Source organism: Streptomyces sp. NPDC001027, assembly GCF_040299045.1.
GTDB lineage: Bacteria > Actinomycetota > Actinomycetes > Streptomycetales > Streptomycetaceae > Streptomyces.
The window spans coordinates 14629-33477 of sequence record NZ_JBEPBI010000082.1 but is presented as its reverse complement, the minus strand read 5'-3'; the positions used below and the strand labels follow the sequence as shown (position 1 = coordinate 33477).

13 protein-coding genes are annotated in these 18849 nt (G+C 70.7%); 10 read left to right on the top strand and 3 right to left on the bottom strand.

Annotated elements, in window-relative coordinates:
- The coding region (locus ABT300_RS22590) for an ATP-binding protein (protein ID WP_351678573.1) at window positions 1–1169 on the bottom strand (1169 nt) is incomplete at its 3' end.
- Between the two features lie 375 nt (window positions 1170–1544).
- On the opposite strand from ABT300_RS22590, the gene ABT300_RS22585 reads away from it, so the two are divergent.
- From ABT300_RS22585 to ABT300_RS22540, 10 genes are all read left to right on the top strand, one after another.
- On the top strand, window positions 1545–7007 hold the full coding sequence (locus tag ABT300_RS22585) for a hybrid sensor histidine kinase/response regulator (protein ID WP_351678570.1): 5463 nt from the start codon (window positions 1545–1547) through the stop codon (window positions 7005–7007).
- A gap of 280 nt (window positions 7008–7287) precedes the next feature.
- On the top strand, window positions 7288–7974 hold the full coding sequence (locus ABT300_RS22580; RefSeq protein WP_107441609.1) for a response regulator: 687 nt from the start codon (window positions 7288–7290) through the stop codon (window positions 7972–7974).
- Between the two features lie 164 nt (window positions 7975–8138).
- The gene (locus tag ABT300_RS22575; protein WP_351678566.1) at window positions 8139–10898 is read left to right on the top strand and encodes a DNA translocase FtsK; all 2760 of its coding nucleotides are present in this window, start codon (window positions 8139–8141) and stop codon (window positions 10896–10898) included.
- 258 nt (window positions 10899–11156) lie between these two features.
- The gene (locus ABT300_RS22570) at window positions 11157–11993 is read left to right on the top strand and encodes a helix-turn-helix domain-containing protein (RefSeq protein WP_351678565.1); all 837 of its coding nucleotides are present in this window, start codon (window positions 11157–11159) and stop codon (window positions 11991–11993) included.
- A 99-nt stretch (window positions 11994–12092) separates the two neighbouring features.
- The gene (gene rimO, locus ABT300_RS22565; protein ID WP_351678562.1) at window positions 12093–13562 is read left to right on the top strand and encodes a 30S ribosomal protein S12 methylthiotransferase RimO; all 1470 of its coding nucleotides are present in this window, start codon (window positions 12093–12095) and stop codon (window positions 13560–13562) included.
- Window positions 13559–14347 carry a CDP-diacylglycerol--glycerol-3-phosphate 3-phosphatidyltransferase gene (gene pgsA, locus ABT300_RS22560; RefSeq protein ID WP_351678559.1) on the top strand — a complete coding sequence of 263 codons (789 nt, stop codon included), beginning with the start codon at window positions 13559–13561 and terminating at the stop codon, window positions 14345–14347. Before rimO ends, pgsA begins: the two co-directional genes overlap by 4 nt.
- Window positions 14344–14889 carry a CinA family protein gene (locus ABT300_RS22555; RefSeq protein WP_351678557.1) on the top strand — a complete coding sequence of 182 codons (546 nt, stop codon included), beginning with the start codon at window positions 14344–14346 and terminating at the stop codon, window positions 14887–14889. Before pgsA ends, ABT300_RS22555 begins: the two co-directional genes overlap by 4 nt.
- 109 nt (window positions 14890–14998) lie before the next feature.
- A complete protein-coding gene (locus tag ABT300_RS22550) occupies window positions 14999–15379 on the top strand; it encodes a helix-turn-helix domain-containing protein (protein WP_057575292.1) in 381 nt (126 codons plus the stop codon).
- Window positions 15380–15583: 204 nt separating this feature from the next.
- Window positions 15584–16054, top strand: coding sequence for a Dps family protein (locus tag ABT300_RS22545; RefSeq protein WP_319277731.1), 471 nt, complete (start codon window positions 15584–15586; stop codon window positions 16052–16054).
- A 642-nt stretch (window positions 16055–16696) separates the two neighbouring features.
- Window positions 16697–16927 (top strand): hypothetical protein, encoded by a 231-nt coding sequence (locus ABT300_RS22540; protein WP_502977976.1) that lies wholly within the window; start codon window positions 16697–16699, stop codon window positions 16925–16927.
- A 209-nt stretch (window positions 16928–17136) separates the two neighbouring features.
- Here ABT300_RS22540 and ABT300_RS22535 read toward each other — a convergent pair whose 3' ends face one another.
- Together ABT300_RS22535 and ABT300_RS22530 are read right to left on the bottom strand one after the other, a co-directional pair.
- Window positions 17137–17901 (bottom strand): SDR family NAD(P)-dependent oxidoreductase, encoded by a 765-nt coding sequence (locus ABT300_RS22535; RefSeq protein WP_351678554.1) that lies wholly within the window; start codon window positions 17899–17901, stop codon window positions 17137–17139.
- 58 nt (window positions 17902–17959) lie between these two features.
- Window positions 17960–18814, bottom strand: a complete 855-nt coding sequence (locus ABT300_RS22530) for an Fpg/Nei family DNA glycosylase (RefSeq protein ID WP_351678552.1) — start codon at window positions 18812–18814, stop codon at window positions 17960–17962.
- Window positions 18815–18849: the final 35 nt, after the last annotated feature.

Sequence of the window (18849 nt, the reverse complement as noted above, 5' to 3'; positions counted from 1 at the left end):
ACGCGCGCGAAGCGCTGGCGGGCGGAGGGCAGACCCGTGGAGGCGCGGACCTCCAGCTCGGTCTCGTCGTCGGTGGCGAGGAGGAGGAAGGCGGAGTCGCCGTCGAGCATGTCACGGGCGCGTTCGACCGTGCGCTGGAGGAGGCCGTCGAGGTCGTCGGGGGCCGGTGAGCCGATGAACACCTCGAAGGGGTCCGTGCTCTGGCCGTCGGAGGAGGTGGTGCTGTCCGTGGACGGGACGCGCGAGGGGGTCTGCAGGACGGCGCGCTCGTGGTCCCGGACGAGGAGGCAGACCGTGGAGGGCTCGCCGTCGGTGTCCCGGACGCGCAGGTGGGAGGCGTAGACCGGGGTGACCCGGCCGTCCGCGCCGCGGATGCCGTAACTGCCCTCCCAGCGGGAGAGCTGAAGTGCTTCGGCGATGCCGGTGCTGGTGCCGGGGGTGTGCGGCCAGGCGGCGAGGTCGGTGAGGGGCTTTCCGGTGACCTGGTCGGCGGGGTAGCCGAACAGTTCCTCGGCGTCCTCGTTCCAGGCGGAGACGACTCCCACGCGGTCGATCTGGACGACGGCGACGCGTACCCGGCTGTCGGCGAGGGGCAGGAGGTCGGCGGGGAGCGACGGGCCGGCGGTGCGGGTGCCCACCGGCCGGTCGGGGAGGTCGAGTTGGAACCAGACCTGCTTGCGGGTGGGGCTGTACTCGACGCCCCAGCGGGAGGCGATGGCCGCGCACAGCTGGAGGCCGCGGCCGCCCTCGCGGTCGGGGCTGCCCATGGTCGCGGGGGAGCCCTGGAGGGGGATCTCGCGCTCCGGATACCGGTCGGCCACCTCGATGCGGACGCCGTCGTCGCTGCGCAGGCACAGGACGTCCGCGTGGGTGCCGGCGTGGACGACCGCGTTGGTCACCAGTTCGCTGGTGAGGACCACCGCGTCATCGACGACGTCGGCGAAGCCCCAGCCCTGGAGGGTGTCGCGGACGAAGGCGCGGGCGGTCGCCACGGATCGCCCCACGGGCTCGAAGCTGGCAGCCGCGCGCGCGGTGATCACAGAACTCCTCGGCCGGTCGTCGACGTGCAGGGGTCCCCGGCCGGACAGGTCGCCTCGCTGGTGCGGCGGACGCGTGCCTGAGGACCAAGGGTCCGGGGTCTGTCCCCCCGGGATCAGTCCGGTGGTCATGTGTGCGGCCGCCCCTCCGATGCCCGCTCGTGCTCGTGCCACCGCCCAGGCCGGCGGGACCGGCGTGGCTGGGAGGCCGCATGCAAGGTTACTTACCATCCCGGTCCGCGCGGATGCCGGTCGGCGCAGATCCGCCCAGGGGTGTGCGGACGATGTGCGAAGCTGCCGAACTGTTATGGCCTGGTTCGGCAAGGGTGAAACACTGGGCAGGCTTCTTGTGAAGGTCCGGGCAGACTGGGTGTCTTCTGAGCACAGGGGGCAGTAGCTCCCGGGCCCCGCCTGGTTTGATCGGGCGGGGATACCCAGAAGTAACGGGCATGGCGAAAAGCAGCACCCAGGCACAGCGGTAACGGTCGACCCCTGCGGGAGGGACAAGTGGAGTCTGGCGCAGCGACGCGGGGCACTAAGGCGCGCGCGAAAGGCGGACAGTCTCTGAGCAGGCCGCGTACACCACGTGGCGGGACCACTGTCGTGGACACGGCAGCTCTGAACCGGTTGCTGGTCGCTCTGGTGTCCATGCGGGAGGGCAATTTCCGCAAGCGGCTCACGGTCTCCGGCGACGGCGTGATGTCGGAGATCGCCGCGGTGTTCAACGAGGTGGCGGACCGCAATCTGCATCTCACGGGCGAGCTGTCGCGGGTGCGACGCATGGTGGGGCGTGAGGGGAAGCTCACCGAGCGGCTGGAGACGGGCGCGTGCGAGGGGTCCTGGGCGACGGCCATCGACAACTCGAACGCGCTGGTCGACGACCTGGTGCGGCCGGTCTCCGAGGTCGGGCGGGTGCTGTCGGCGGTTGCCGAGGGCGATCTGTCGCCCCGCATGGAGCTCAGGACGCAGACCCCGGACGGGGCGGCCGGGCAGCCGTTGCGCGGGGAGTTCCTGAAGGTCGGGCGGACCGTCAACAACCTCGTCGACCAGCTGTCGACGTTCACCGACGAGGTCACGCGGGTGGCCAGCGAGGTGGGCACCGAGGGCAAGCTGGGCGGGCAGGCGCAGGTGCGCGGCATGTCCGGTTCCTGGAAGGACCTCACGGAGTCCGTCAACACCATGGCGTACCGGCTGACGGCGCAGGTGCGGGACATCGCGCTGGTGACGACGGCGGTGGCCAAGGGCGATCTGTCACGGAAGGTGACGGTTCACGTCGAGGGCGAGATGCTCGAGCTGAAGAACACCGTCAACACGATGGTGGACCAGCTCTCCGCGTTCTCGGTCGAGGTGACGCGGGTCGCCCGCGAGGTGGGCACCGAGGGCATCCTCGGCGGTCAGGCGCAGGTGTCCGGTGTCGACGGCGTGTGGAAGGAGCTCACCGATTCGGTGAACACCATGGCCGGGAACCTGACGGCCCAGGTGCGCGGGATCGCGGAGGTGACGACGGCGGTCGCCAACGGCGACCTGTCGCAGAAGGTGACGGTGTCGGCGCGCGGCGAGGTCGCGCAGCTCGCCGACACGATCAACCAGATGACCGAGACGCTGCGCACCTTCGCCGACGAGGTCACGCGTGTCGCCAACGAGGTGGGCGCGGCGGGGCAGCTGGGCGGCCAGGCGAACGTGCCGGGCGCGGCAGGCACCTGGAAGGACCTGACGGACTCCGTCAACACCGTCTTCCGCAACCTCACGACGCAGGTGCGGGACATCGCGGCCGTGACGACGGCGGTGGCGAGCGGCGACCTCTCGCAGAAGGTCACGGTGGACGTGGCCGGCGAGATGCTGGAGCTGAAGAACACCGTCAACGGGATGGTCGACCAGCTGTCGGCCTTCGGCGCCGAGGTCACGCGCGTGGCGCGCGAGATCGGTGTCGAGGGCGAGCTCGGCGGTCAGGCGCAGGTGTCGGGTGCGGCAGGCACCTGGAAGGACCTGACGGACTCCGTCAACACGGCGTTCAGGAATCTCACCGGACAGGTGAGGAACATCGCGCAGGTCACCACGGCGGTGGCCAACGGCGACCTTTCGCAGAAGGTCACCGTGGATGTGTCCGGCGAGATGGCGCAGCTGAAGAACACCGTGAACACGATGGTGGACCAGCTGTCGTCGTTCGCCGACCAGGTGACTCGCATGGCCCGGGACGTGGGCACGGAGGGCCGGCTGGGCGGTCAGGCGCGGGTGGACGGCGTCTCGGGCACCTGGAAGGAGCTCACGGACTCCGTCAACTCCATGGCGGGGAACCTGACCTCGCAGGTGCGCAACATCGCGCAGGTGACGACGGCGGTGGCGCGGGGCGACCTGTCGCAGAAGATCGACGTGGACGCGCGCGGGGAGATCCTCGAGCTGAAGAACACCATCAACACGATGGTCGACCAGCTGTCCGCGTTCGCCGACCAGGTGACCCGGGTCGCGCGTGACGTGGGCACCGAAGGCCGGCTGGGCGGTCAGGCGCAGGTGCCCGGCGTGGCGGGCGTGTGGCGGGACCTGACGGACTCGGTGAACGGCATGGCCGGGAACCTCACCGCACAGGTGCGCAACATCGCCCAGGTGGCCACGGCCGTGGCCCGCGGCGACCTCTCCCAGAAGATCACCGTGGACGCGCGCGGGGAGATCCTGGAGCTGAAGAACACCCTGAACACGATGGTCGACCAGCTGTCGTCGTTCGCCCAGGAGGTCACGCGCGTCGCCCGTGAGGTGGGCACGGAGGGGCAGCTCGGCGGACAGGCCGAGGTGCAGGGCGTCTCCGGCACCTGGAAGGACCTCACGCAGTCGGTGAACTTCATGGCGAACAACCTGACGATCCAGGTGCGCCAGATCGCCGACGTCACGACCGCGGTCGCCAAGGGCGATCTGTCGAAGAAGATCACCGTCGACGCCAAGGGCGAGATCCTCGAGCTCGTCACCACCGTGAACACGATGGTCGATCAGCTGTCCTCCTTCGCGGAGCAGGTGACCCGGGTGGCCCGCGAGGTGGGCACCGAGGGCATCCTGGGCGGTCAGGCGTACGCGTCGGGCGTCACGGGCATCTGGAAGGATCTCACCGACAACGTCAACCTGATGGCCAAGAACCTGACCATGCAGGTGCGCAACATCTCTCAGGTCGCGGCGGCCGTCGCCAACGGCGACCTGACCCGCACGGTGACGATCGAGGCGCGCGGCGAGGTCCAGCAGCTCGCCGACACCTTCAACACCATGGTGAAGACGCTGAGTTCGTTCGCCGAGCAGGTCACCAAGGTGGCCCGTGAGGTGGGCACGGACGGCATCCTGGGCGGGCAGGCGCATGTGCCGGGCGTGGCGGGCACCTGGAAGGACCTCACCGACTCGGTGAACGGCATGGCGTCCAACCTGACCGGTCAGGTGCGCAACATCGCCATGGTCACGACGGCCATCGCCAAGGGCGACCTGACGAAGAAGATCGACATCGACGCGCGCGGGGAGATCCTCGAGCTGAAGACGACCATCAACACGATGGTCGACCAGCTGTCGTCGTTCGCCGAGGAGGTCACCCGCGTCGCCCGCGAGGTGGGCACCGAGGGGCAGCTGGGCGGTCAGGCACGCGTGCGTGACGTCGACGGCACCTGGCGCGACCTGACGGAGTCCGTGAACGAGATGGCCGGGAACCTGACCCGGCAGGTGCGGGCCATCGCGCGCGTGGCGACGGCGGTGACGCGCGGCGACCTGAACCTGAAGATCGACGTGGACGCGTCCGGGGAGATCCAGGAGCTCCAGGACTACATCAACAAGATGATCGCCAACCTGCGCGACACCACGATCGCCAACAAGGAGCAGGACTGGCTCAAGGGCAACCTCGCGCGCGTGTCCGCCCTGATGCAGGGCCGGCGTGACCTCCAGGACGTGGCCTCGCTGATCATGAGCGAGCTGCCGCCCCTGGTGGCCGCGCAGCACGGCGCGTTCTTCCTGGCGATGCCACCGACGGACGGCGACGCCGACCAGTACGAGCTGCGGATGCTGGGCTCGTACGGCTATTCGATGGGATCGATGCCGTCGTCGTTCCGGCCGGGCGAGGCGCTGGTGGGGACGGCGGCCGAGGAGAAGCGCACGATCCTCGTCGCGAACGCCCCGAGCGGCTACCTGAAGATCTCCTCCGGGCTCGGTGAAGCGCCGCCCGCGCAGGTGATCGTGCTGCCAGTGCTGTTCGAGGGGCAGGTGCTCGGCGTGATCGAACTGGCGTCGTTCACGCCGTTCACGCAGATCCAGAAGGACTTCCTCAACCAGCTCGCGGAGATGATCGCGACCAGCGTCAACACGATCTCCGTCAACACCAAGACGGAGCAGCTGCTGAAGCAGTCCCAGGAGCTGACCGAGCAACTGCGCGAGCGGTCGGCCGAGTTGGAACAGCGGCAGAAGGCGCTGCAGGCGTCCAACGCCGAACTGGAGGAGAAGGCCGAGCTGCTGGCCCAGCAGAACCGCGACATCGAGGTGAAGAACACCGAGATCGAGGAGGCGCGGCAGGTGCTGGAGGAGCGGGCCGAGCAGCTCGCGGTGTCGATGCGCTACAAGAGCGAGTTCCTGGCGAACATGTCGCACGAGCTGCGCACGCCGCTGAACTCGCTGCTGATCCTCGCCAAGCTGCTCGCCGACAACGCGGACACCAATCTCACGCCCAAGCAGGTCGAGTTCGCCGAGACGATCCACGGGGCCGGTTCCGACCTGCTGCAGCTGATCAACGACATCCTCGACCTGTCGAAGGTCGAGGCGGGCAAGATGGACGTGTCGCCGACGCGGATCGCGCTCGTCCAGCTGGTGGACTACGTGGAGGCCACCTTCCGTCCGCTGACCGCGGAGAAGGGGCTCGACCTGTCGGTGCGGGTGTCGCCGGAGCTGCCGGCCACGCTGCACACCGACGAGCAGCGGCTTCTGCAGGTGCTGCGCAACCTGCTGTCCAACGCGGTGAAGTTCACCGACTCCGGGTCGGTGGAGCTGGTCATCCGGCCGGCCGGGGCAGAGGTGCCGGTGGCGATCCGCGAGCAGCTGCTCGAGGCGGGTTCGCTGACCGACGCGGACGCGCCGCTGATCGCGTTCTCGGTGACCGACACCGGCATCGGGATCGCGGCCAGCAAGATGCGGGTGATCTTCGAGGCGTTCAAGCAGGCGGACGGCACCACCAGCCGCAAGTACGGCGGTACCGGTCTCGGGCTGTCGATCTCGCGGGAGATCGCGCAGTTGCTCGGCGGTGAGATTCACGCGCAGAGCGAGACGGGCCGTGGGTCGACGTTCACGCTGTACCTGCCGCTGCACCCGAGCGAGCTGCCGCCGCAGGGCTACCAGCAGATCGTGCCCGCCCTGGAGGCCGGCGACCTGGTGGCCTCCGAGAACGGGGCGGTCGAGTCGTCGGAGCTGTCCGGGACGGAGATCCGGATGCCGGCCGAGGTGAAGTCGTACCAGGACGCGCAGAACGGCCCGGCGGCCCTCTTCCGGCGTCGCCGCCGCATGGTGAGCGGCGAGCAGGTCGGCAGGCCGGAGCAGTGGCCCTCCCGCGGACAGCAGACGGGGACGCAGACGCGTCCGGGCATCCGGTTCGGCGGTGAGAAGGTGCTGATCGTCGACGACGACATCCGCAACGTGTTCGCGCTGACCAGCGTCCTGGAGCAGCACGGCCTGTCGGTGCTGTACGCGGAGAACGGGCGGGAGGGCATCGAGGTCCTGGAACAGCACGACGACGTGGCGGTCGTCCTGATGGACATCATGATGCCCGAGATGGACGGCTATGCGACGACGAGTGCGATCCGTCGGATGCCCCAGTTCTCCGGTCTGCCGATCATCGCGCTGACGGCGAAGGCGATGAAGGGGGACCGGGAGAAGGCGATCGAGTCCGGCGCCTCCGACTACGTGACGAAGCCCGTCGACCCCGATCACCTGCTGACCGTGATGGAGCAGTGGATGCGGGGCGAGTGACGAGGGCGCCCGGCGTGATCGGGGCCTCCCGCACGCCGGGAACTCTCGGGGGCCGTCCGAAGTTGTTGACTCAGGGTGGCCGATGCCGTGTAGCGGGGCGGAATTCGGGGAACCTTCTGGTCTTCTGCTGCGTTCCTGCTACGTGCACAGTGACATCACGGTGACAGGGTGTGGCGACGGTCGGGGTGCGGCTACCATGACCGGCACAAGGAAGGGCGGCGCAAAGGAGTCGTCCCCAGGGGCGGCGCCCGGTGCACTGCCGGGGCGAGGAGGGCGGGCCATGGTGCAGAAGGCCAAGATCCTCCTGGTCGATGACCGGCCGGAGAATCTGCTGGCGCTGGAGGCGATCCTCTCGGCGCTCGATCAGACGCTGGTGCGGGCATCGTCCGGGGAAGAGGCGCTCAAGGCACTGCTGACGGACGACTTCGCGGTCATTCTGCTGGACGTCCAGATGCCGGGAATGGATGGTTTCGAGACGGCCGCGCACATCAAGCGGCGGGAGCGGACCCGGGACATCCCGATCATCTTCCTCACCGCGATCAACCACGGGCCGCACCACACCTTCCGCGGGTACGCGGCGGGAGCGGTGGACTACATCTCCAAGCCGTTCGACCCGTGGGTGCTGCGCGCGAAGGTCTCGGTGTTCGTCGAGCTGTACATGAAGAACTGTCAGCTGCGCGAGCAGGCGGCGCTGCTGCGGCTGCAGTTGGAGGGCGGTGGCGGCAAGGCCGCCACGGGCGGGGCCAAGGAGGCGGCGGGTCTGCTGGCCGAGCTCTCCGCGCGGCTCGCGGCCGTCGAGGAGCAGGCGGAGGCGCTGTCCAAGCAGCTCGACGACGAGTCGGCCGACGCGGCGGCGGTGGCCACGGCTGCTCATCTGGAGCGCAAACTCACCGGACTGCGCCGGGCGCTGGACGCCCTGGAGCCGGGCGCCGGCAGCGGCACGGCCTCCGTGTCGTCGCAGAACTGAACGGAACTGACGCGTACGGCGCACGAAGTCGTGCATGACGACGCGTCAGTTCCTTCTTTCCGCACAGCGGACGCGTCAGCTCGGGGTGTCCGCGGAGGCGACACGAACGGGTGAAGCAGTGGGCACGCGTGTCCCTTGTGGTCTCCACCGGTAACCTCACCTCCATGGCCTCACGTCCTTCCGCAGCCAAGAAGCAGCCCGCCAAGAAGGCGGCGGCTCCCGCGAAGGCTGTGGCGAAGCAGGCCGCCGCGAAGAAGGCCGCCCCCAAGAAGGCGCCGGCGAAGAAGGCCCCTGCCAGGAAGACCGCGGCGAGGAAGCCCCCGCCCCCGCCAGCTCCCAGTCCCACCGGGGGCGTCTACCGGCTCGTCCGCGCCGTCTGGCTCGGCCTGGCGCACGCCGTGGGCGCGGTGTTCCGCGGCATAGGGAACGGCGCGAAGAACCTCGACCCGGCCCACCGCAAGGACGGCGTCGCGCTGCTGCTGCTGGGCCTCGCCCTGATCGTCGCCGCGGGCACCTGGGCCGACCTGCGCGGCCCTGTCGGCGACCTCGTCGAGATCCTGGTGACCGGCTCGTTCGGCAGGCTCGACCTGCTCGTGCCGATACTGCTGGCGGTCATCGCCGTGCGCTTCATCCGGCACCCGGAGAAGCCGGAGGCCAACGGCCGCATCGTGATCGGGCTGTCCGCGCTCGTCGTCGGCGTCCTCGGGCAGGTCCACATCGCCTGCGGAGCGCCCGCGCGCAGCGCCGGCATGCAGGCCATAAGGGACGCGGGCGGTCTCATCGGCTGGGGCTCGGCGACGCCGCTGACCTACGCCATGGGCGAGGTGCTCGCCGTGCCGCTGCTGGTGCTGCTCACGGTCTTCGGGCTGCTCGTCGTCACCGCGACCCCCGTCAACGCGATCCCGCAGCGGCTGCGGCAGCTCGGGGTGCGGCTGGGCGTGCTGCACGACCCCGAGACATACGAGGACGACGAGTTCTCGGACGACGAGCGCTACGACGAGCAATGGCGCGAGGCGCTGCCCGGCCGCCCCCGACGGCGCTCGGCCACGCCCGAGGCGTACGACCCCGACAGCGCCGAGCAGGACGCCCTCGCGCAGCGGCGCGGCCGGCCCCGGCGCTCGGCGGTGCCGCAACCGGCCATGGACCGGCAGCCGGACGCCGTGGACATCGCGGCGGCCGCCGCGGCCGACCTCGACGGCGCCGTCCTGCACGGGATGCCGCCCTCGCGGATCGTCGCAGACCTCACCCAGGGCGTGAGTGTGGGCGACCGGGAGCCGACGACGCCGACGCCCCTGCCGACCCCGGGCGCGGCGCCCGTCCCCGCGCCCGCGTCGCGCCCCAAGCAGGAGAAGCTCAGGACCGACAGGTCCGTACCGGACCTGACCAAGTCGGCTCCCGAACATTCGCGCGAGCTGCCGCCGCGCGCCGAGCAGCTCCAGCTCTCCGGCGACATCACCTATGCCCTGCCCTCGCTCGACCTCCTGGAGCGCGGCGGCCCCGGCAAGGCCCGCAGCGCGGCCAACGACGCCGTCGTCGCGTCGCTGACGAACGTCTTCACCGAGTTCAAGGTCGACGCCGCCGTCACCGGCTTCACCCGCGGGCCGACGGTCACCCGCTACGAGGTCGAGCTCGGCCCCGCCGTGAAGGTCGAGCGGATCACCGCCCTCGCCAAGAACATCGCCTACGCCGTCGCCAGCCCCGACGTGCGGATCATCAGCCCCATCCCCGGCAAGTCCGCGGTCGGCATCGAGATCCCGAACACCGACCGCGAGATGGTCAACCTCGGCGACGTGCTGCGACTGGCCGAGTCCGCCGAGGACGACGATCCGATGCTGGTCGCCTTCGGAAAGGACGTCGAAGGCGGTTACGTCATGCACTCGCTGGCGAAGATGCCGCACATCCTGGTCGCCGGCGCCACCGGCTCCGGCAAGTCGTCCTGCATCAACTGTCTGATCACCTCGGTCATGATGCGGGCGACCCCCGAGGACGTCCGGATGATCCTCGTCGACCCCAAGCGGGTGGAGCTGACGGCCTACGAGGGCATCCCGCACCTGATCACGCCGATCATCACCAACCCGAAGCGGGCCGCCGAGGCGCTGCAGTGGGTCGTCCGCGAGATGGACCTGCGCTACGACGACCTCGCCGCGTACGGCTACCGGCACATCGACGACTTCAACCGTGCCGTGCGCGAGGGGAGCGTCAAGTCGCCCGAGGGCAGCGAGCGCGAGCTCCAGCCGTACCCGTATCTGCTGGTGATCGTCGACGAGCTCGCCGACCTGATGATGGTCGCGCCGCGGGACGTGGAGGACTCCATCGTGCGCATCACGCAGCTCGCGCGCGCGGCGGGAATCCACCTGGTGCTGGCCACGCAGCGCCCGTCGGTCGACGTCGTCACCGGTCTGATCAAGGCGAACGTGCCGTCGCGGCTCGCGTTCGCCACGTCCTCGCTCGCCGACTCGCGGGTCATCCTCGACCAGCCGGGCGCCGAGAAGCTGATCGGCAAGGGCGACGGACTGTTCCTGCCGATGGGCGCGAACAAGCCCACCCGTATGCAGGGCGCCTTCGTGACCGAGGCCGAGGTCGCGGCCGTCGTCCAGCACTGCAAGGACCAGATGGCCCCGGTCTTCCGGGACGACGTCACCGTGGGCGCGAAGCAGAAGAAGGAGATCGACGAGGACATCGGCGACGACCTGGACCTGCTGTGCCAGGCAGCCGAACTGGTGGTCTCCACCCAGTTCGGATCGACGTCCATGCTCCAGCGCAAGCTGCGGGTCGGCTTCGCCAAGGCCGGCCGGCTGATGGACCTCATGGAGTCGCGGAACATCGTCGGGCCCAGCGAGGGATCGAAGGCGCGTGACGTTCTGGTGAAGCCGGACGAGTTGGACGGCGTCCTGGCGGTGATCAGAGGGCAGTCTGAGGGGTAGACGTCAGTCGAGGGAACCGGGCGCCGGTCGTGACTCACCCGTTAGAAAACGCTGAGCAACCGTTTCCCTTTGCCGTACGTCCAGTTGAGCGAGAGGCAGGTCGCGGTTCCCCGCCGGGGTCCGTGACCGGCTCGTCATCGATGTGTCCGGGCCATACCGATGGCGTACAAAGTCCCACCGTCCGGTTGCCCCTCACTTCGGCACCCCCCCTAGACTGAACCTCCAGCACAGGTGGCTACACGCTCGAAAGGCGCCCCCGTGTCCATCGGCAACTCCCCTGAAGACGAGCGTCCGTTCGAAGACCCGTCCGAGGAAGCCCCCTTCTCCATCGGTCGTGCCCTGCAGCAGGCGCGCATCGCGGCCGGGCTGACCGTCGACGACGTCAGCACGGCCACCCGGGTGCGCATCGCCATCGTGCACGCCATCGAGGCCGACGACTTCACCCCCTGCGGCGGGGACGTCTACGCGCGCGGGCACATCCGGACCCTGGCCCGGGCCGTCCGCCTGGATCCGGTCCCGCTGATCGACCGCTACGACGCCACCCACGGCGGCCGCCCCGCGCCGACCCCCGCGGCCCCCCTGTTCGAAGCCGAACGCATCCGCCCCGAGCGCCGTGGACCCAACTGGACCGCTGCCATGGTCGCCGCGATCGTCGCGGTCGTCGGCTTCGTCGGCTTCACCGCCTTCCAGGGCGGCGACGAGGGATCGAAGGACCAGGTCGCCGACGGCGCGACCCCCTCGACCGGCAAGACCGCCTCGCCCACGCCGAAGACCGAGAAGCCGGTCGACGAGAAGCCGGAGCCCTCCGACAGCGCCATCGCCGCGGCGCCGCAGGACAAGGTGACCGTCCAGGTCGTCGCCGCCGACGGACGCAGCTGGGTCTCCGTCAAGGACCACACGGGCCGTCTGCTCTTCGACGACCTGCTCAAGAAGGGCGCCTCCCGGACCTTCCAGGACAGCCAGAAGATCAATCTCATCCTCGGCGACGCCGGCGCCGTCGATCTGTACGTCAACGGCAAGAAGCTGAACGACGACTTCCAGCCGGGCGCGGTGGAGCGGCTGACGTACACGAAGGGCGACCCGCAGGTCGGCTGAGCGGGCGTTTCCCGGTGTGACGGGGCGCACGGCGGGGTCGGCGAAGATCGTCAACCCCGTCGACGTCCGCTGTCGGCAGGACAAAGTAGTCTTGAGCCCATGCCTGAACGCCGTACCGTCGCACTCGTCACTCTTGGCTGCGCCCGCAACGAGGTGGACTCGGAGGAGCTCGCAGGCCGTTTGGAGGCGGACGGCTGGCAGCTCGTGGAGGACGCCGAGGACGCGGACGTCGCCGTCGTCAACACCTGCGGCTTCGTCGACGCCGCCAAGAAGGACTCCGTCGACGCCCTCCTCGAGGCCAACGACCTCAAGGGGCACGGCAGAACCCAAGCCGTCGTGGCGGTGGGCTGCATGGCCGAGCGGTACGGCAAGGAGCTCGCCGAGGCCCTTCCCGAAGCCGACGGCGTGCTCGGTTTCGACGACTACACCGACATCTCCGACCGCCTCCAGACCATTCTGAACGGCGGCATCCACGCCTCCCACACCCCGCGTGACCGGCGCAAGCTGCTGCCGATCAGCCCGGCCGAGCGCCAGTCGGCGACCGACGTCGCGCTGCCCGGCCATGGTGCGCCGACCGACCTGCCCGAGGGCCTCGCCCCGCAGTCCGGCCCCCGCGCCCCCCTGCGCCGACGGCTGGACGGCGCTCCGGTCGCCTCCGTCAAGCTCGCCTCCGGCTGCGACCGGCGCTGCTCCTTCTGCGCCATCCCCTCGTTCCGCGGCTCCTTCATCTCGCGCCGTCCGAGCGACGTGCTGAACGAGACGCGGTGGCTGGCCGAGCAGGGCGTCAAGGAGGTCATGCTGGTCTCCGAGAACAACACCTCCTACGGCAAGGACCTCGGCGACATCCGTCTGCTGGAGTCGTTGCTGCCCGAGCTGGCCGAGGTCGACGGCCTGGAGAGGGTGCGCGTGAGCTACCTCCAGCCCGCCGAGATGCGGCCCGGCCTGATCGACGTGCTGACCTCGACGCCGAAGATCGCGCCCTACTTCGACCTGTCCTTCCAGCACTCCGCGCCCGGCGTGCTGCGCGCGATGCGCCGCTTCGGCGACACCGACCGCTTCCTGGAGCTCCTGGACACCATCCGCGGCAAGGCGCCCCAGGCGGGCGTGCGCTCCAACTTCATCGTGGGCTTCCCCGGCGAGTCGGAGGCCGACCTGGCGGAGCTGGAGCGGTTCCTGGAGGGCGCGCGGCTGGACGCGATCGGCGTCTTCGGCTACTCCGACGAGGACGGCACCGAGGCCGCGACGTACGACGGCAAGCTCGACGTGGACGTCGTGGCCGAGCGGCTCGCCCGGGTCTCCCGGCTGGCCGAGGAGCTCGTCTCGCAGCGCGCCGAGGAACGGCTCGGCGAGACCGTCCACGTGCTCGTGGAGTCGATCGACGACGAGGGCGTGCACGGCCGTGCCGCGCACCAGGCGCCGGAGACGGACGGCCAGGTGCGGCTCACGTCGGGCGAAGGCCTGGGCATCGGTCGTATGGTCGAGGCGAAGGTGATCGGCACGGAGGGCGTCGACCTGGTGGCCGAGCCTCTGCAGGGCTCGTTCGGGTGTAGTGAGGAGGCGGGCAGATGACGGGTGTTCCGGCATCGGCCGCAGGCGGCTCCTCGCCCGCGTCGGCCGCGCAGTCCGCCGCCGCGCAGTCCGCGGAGAGCGAGCAGGTCACGGTGACGGCCCTGGGCCCCACCGCCGCCGACGTCACCCCGCTCGCCGAACCGGAGGGCGACGCTCGACCGCCACGGGGCGCGAAGCTCGCGGCGGCCGCCGTCAACCAGGCCAGCGTCTGGAACATCGCCAATCTTCTGACGATGCTCCGGCTGATCCTGGTGCCCGGCTTCGTCGCGCTGATGCTGGCCGACGGCGGCTACGACCCGGCGTGGCGCTCGTTCGCCTGGGCCGCCTTCGCCGTCGCCATGATCACCGATCTGTTCGACGGGCATCTGGCCCGCACGTACAACCTCGTCACCGACTTCGGGAAGATCGCCGACCCCATCGCCGACAAGGCGATCATGGGCGCGGCGCTGATCTGCCTCTCCTCACTCGGCGACCTGCCGTGGTGGGTGACGATCGTGATCCTCGGCAGGGAACTCGGGATCACCCTGATGCGTTTCGTGGTCATCCGCTACGGCGTCATCCCGGCCAGCCGTGGCGGCAAGCTGAAGACGCTCGTCCAGGGCATCGCCGTCGGGATGTACGTCCTGGCGCTGACGGGGTGGCTGGCGACCCTGAGGTGGTGGGTGATGGCCGCGGCGGTCGTCCTGACCGTGCTGACCGGGCTCGACTACGTGAGACAGGCCATCGTGCTGCGCCGGGCGGGAATCGCCGAGCGCGAGGCAGCGGCGCAGGAGACGCAGGAGTGAGCTCCCCGGCCGCCGACGTGGTGCGACTACTCACAGCGACGGGCGGCACGCTCGCCGTGGCCGAGTCGTTGACCGGCGGTCTGGTCGCGGCGGAGATCACATCGGTCCCCGGGGCGTCCAAGGTCTTCCGCGGTTCGGTGACCGCGTACGCCACCGAGGTCAAGCACCGGCTGCTCGGCGTCGACGCCGGCCTGCTGGCGGCGCGGGGAGCGGTGGACGCCCAGGTCGCGGCGCAGATGGCGGCCGGCGTGCGCAAGGCGCTGGGGGCCGACTGGGGTCTGGCGACCACCGGCGTGGCCGGCCCGGACGCCCAGGACGGACAGCCCGTGGGGACGGTCTTCGTGGCCGTGGACGGGCCGTTCGGCCCGGAACCCGGTTCTGCCGCTGGCGGAAAAGTGGAGGCCCTGCGGTTGAACGGCGACCGGGCGGAAATTCGTAGAGAGAGTGTACGGAGCGTACTCGCACTGCTCCTGAGCGAGCTTGCGGGCGAACACACCGGGAACGAGCGGGCACAGGATACGGAACAGAACGGGGGGTTTTGATGTTTGCAGCCCTGAGTGAACACGACATCGCTCCCCGCACGGCCGCAGCGCGAGGCGGTACGGTGGGGCGTGAAGGATGCGGCTACGCGGTCCGAGGAGGGAGCCACCGATGATTCTGCTCCGTCGCCTGCTGGGTGACGTGCTGCGTCGGCAGCGCCAGCGCCAGGGCCGTACTCTGCGCGAAGTCTCCTCGTCCGCCCGAGTCTCACTCGGCTATCTCTCCGAGGTGGAGCGGGGGCAGAAGGAGGCATCCTCCGAGCTGCTCTCCGCCATCTGCGACGCGCTGGACGTACGGATGTCCGAGCTCATGCGGGAAGTGAGCGACGAGCTCGCCCTCGCGGAGCTGGCACAGTCTGCAGCGGCCACCCCCAGCCAGCCTGTGCCCACGTCGGTTCGTCCGATGCTGGGTTCCGTGTCGGTGACCGGTGTGCCTCCGGAGCGGGTGACCATCAAGGCGCCCGCCGAGGCGGTGGACGTGGTCGCCGCGTGAGACGCGCGTGCGTCGGCCTGTGAGCCGACGCGGGCACGTGCGCAGGTACGTGCACTGGCAAGTGTGAGGCCCCGGCCGGGGCTTCTCCGGGAGATCCGGAGAAGATGCGGTCGGGGTTTTTCGCGTCCCGGGGTCCGTTTGCCGGAGCCGGTGGTCGAGGTCATCGTGGAGGGGCACTGCGGGGGCCGACCACCGGAGGTACGGATGTACGTCGTGAAGAGTCCCCTGTCCGACGCCGACCTGAAAGTCGTCTCGCAGGCGCTCCAGGGCGCGCTGGTCGATCTCGTCGACCTGTCGCTCGTCGCCAAACAGGTCCACTGGAACGTCGTCGGACCGCGCTTCCGGTCCGTGCACCTGCAGCTCGACGAGGTCGTGGACGTCGCCCGCGCCCATTCCGACACCGTCGCGGAGCGCGCGTCGGCGCTGGGCGTCTCGCCGGACGGACGTGCGGCGACCGTGGCGTCCGGCAGTGGGATCGACGCGGTGGCTGAGGGCTGGGTCAAGGACTCCGACGCGATCGGGACGCTCGTCGCCGCTCTGGGGGCCGTGATCACCCGGATGCGGGAACGGGTCGCGGCCACCGGCGACGCCGACCCGGTGAGCCAGGACATCTTCATCGGGATCACCGCCGATCTCGAGAAGCATCACTGGATGTTCCAGGCGGAGAACGCGTGAGGCTGCGGCTCTGCCGGGCCGTACGGCAGGGCCGGCGGGCCGGAGGGACGGGCAGGGCGGACGGGCCGGGCGTGATGCTCCGGGGCGTTCGGCCGGTTTCGGGCGGCGGGCGATTTCAGGGGTTTCTGATGATTTCGTGCGGTGGCGGGCGGTCACGGGTGGTTCGGCTCGTTTCAGGCGGAGTGCGGTTGCCGTCCCTGCCGGCCGTCCGGCCGTGTGCTGTTCCGGGCCGTCCGAGTGGTCGGGTGGCCTGCTGCTCCGGGTGCTTCCACCGGTTCACGGGGCGTGGATGTGGCGTGGCGGGCTGCGTGGTGCGCCGGTGTGCCATGCGTGCGCCCTGCCCGGCGCGGGGGCGCGCGGTTAGCGTCGTCGTCCCGGGGCGCGGCCGCGTCGTGGACGTCGGCGCGGTCCGCCCCTCTCACGGGCTGCTGCGGGGCGGGCGGGGGCAGGACGCCCAGGGCCCGGCGGGCGGCAGGGGTTCCGCGTGCGGGAGCGCTCAGGGTGAGGCTCGGGCCGACTGGAGGTGACGGGGCTGTGGCGAGGCGAATAGCCGGGGGCGGTCGGGGGCGGGGAGGGGTGCGCGGGCGGGTGGCCGCCGCCTGCCTCGGTCTGGGAGCGGGGGCTCTGTGGTGGTGGGCTGTGGTGAGGCTCGCGGTGGCGCCGGACGCCGGTGTGCTGGAAGGCACGGTCGCGGCCGGTGGCTGGGGGCTGAGCCTGCTTCCCGTGCACTGTGCGGCCAAGGCGCAGGCCGTGGGCGTGCTCGCCCAGGGGCGATGGCGGGGCGCGTGGCGGGGGGACGGAGGCTCCTCGGCGCCCGGCGGCTGCGAGGATCCGGGGCGGGGCAGTGCGACGGGGGGCGGCGTGACGGGGTGACTGGGTGACTGGGGAGGCGGCGACGGGGGGCCACGGCAGCGGGCGGCCGCGCGGGGAGGGGCTGACGTGAGGAGGGCCTCATGTCGGCCGGGCGGTGGGAGGTGCGGCCCGGGCGGCGGGAGCGGCCTGGGCGGCGAGAGGTGGGGCCCGGGCGGTGGGGCCTGGGCGGCGGGAGGTGCGGCCTGGGCGGCGGGCGGCGAGGCCGTCGGCTACCAGGGCATGGCCACGCCGCCGTTCGGGCGGAGGATCTGGCCCGTCGTGAACGACGACGCGTCCGAGGCCAGATGCAGGACGGCGTGGGCGATGTCCTCCGGTTCACCTACCCGGCCCAGCGGTGACATCCGGGACATGAGCGCCTCCGTGTGCGCCTGTGCGCCGGCGTCGCGGCGATCGGTCATCGGGGTGCGGATCCAGCCCGGGGCGACGGCGTTGACGCGGATGCCGCACCGGCCCACCTCTGTCGCCAGGGTCTTCGTCAACTGGACGACGGCAGCCTTGGCGGCGCCGTAGCAGAGCAGACCGGGGCCGCCGGTGTCCACGGCGCCGGACGCCATGGTGACGATGCTGCCGCCCGCACCGGCCGCCAGCATCAGCCGGGCCGCCTCCTGGCACGCGTACAGCACGCCCTTGAAGTTGACGGCCAGAACGCGGTCGAGGTCCTCGTCGCGGGTCTCCAGGACCGGACTGCTGTGCATGATCCCAGCGACCGCCGCCATGACGTCCAGGCGCTCGCACGACTGAACGGCCTGCCGCACTTGGAGCCGGTCCGTCACGTCGAGACAGTGGGTGTGGGCGGCGCCGCCCTGGGCCTTGATCAGCGTCGCCGTCTCGTGCAGACCCTGGGCGTCCCAGTCCGCTCCGTGCACGGTGGCGCCCGCCTGGGCGAGCAGGACGGCACAGGCGCGGCCGATTCCGCTGGCGGCGCCGGTGACGAATGCGATGCGTCCGGTGAGGTCGTACGCCTTCACGGCCATGAAAGGACGGTACGAGCATTTCTGACGGTCCGTCAATCAGTGGTCGTCCTTTGGGCGTTCACCGCGTGGTGCCGGGACGGGGGCGGGTACGGGTGGGGCGCGTCGGCGGTGAGCCGGGTGCCGGGACCGGGCCCGTCTGACAGACGGGGCACCAGTACGTGGGGCGCTCCCGGGAGCCGTCGCCCTGGTCGGCCACCCGGATCGGGGCGCCGCAGCGAAGACACGGGCGCAGGGCGCGGCCGTAGACGAAGAGGTCCTGGCCGCGGCGACCGGTCGTGTTGCGGTTCGGGCGGTCGCGGTTGGCCTCCAGGAGCTTCTTCGCCAGTGCGGGGAGCTTCGCGGCGCGATCGGCGGGGAGAGCGCCGACCGGGAGCCACGGCGTGGCGCCGAGGAGGAAGCAGAGCTCGCTCTTGAAGACGTTCCCGATGCCGGCGAGATTGCGCTGGTCGAGGAGGGTCTCGCCGAGGGTGCGGGCGGGGTCGGCGAGGAGGTTGGCGAGGGCCTGCTCCGGGTCCCAGTCGGGGCCCAGCAGGTCGGGACCGAGGTGGCCGACGGCCCGCTCCTCCTCGCCGGTGCGCAGCAGCTCCAGAACCGGCAGACGGTAGCCGACGGCCGTGCGGTCATGGGTGCCGAGAACCGCCCGGATCTGGTGCTCCGGGCCGCCGGTCCAGCGTCGGCCGTTCGCGTACACCCTCCACGATCCGTCCATCCGCAGGTGTGAGTGCAGCGTCAGGCCGCCTTCGACCCGGGTGAGGAGGTGTTTGCCGCGCGCGGTGACGTCGAGGACGGCACGGCCCGTGAGGTCGGAGGTGGCGAACCTCGGGACGCGCAGATCGGAGCGGGTCAGCACCTTGCCCGCGAGGGCGTCGTGCAGTCGCCTCGCGGTCTGCCAGACGGTGTCGCCTTCGGGCATGCGTCAAGGGTGCCACGGGGGAGACGGCTGGCCCG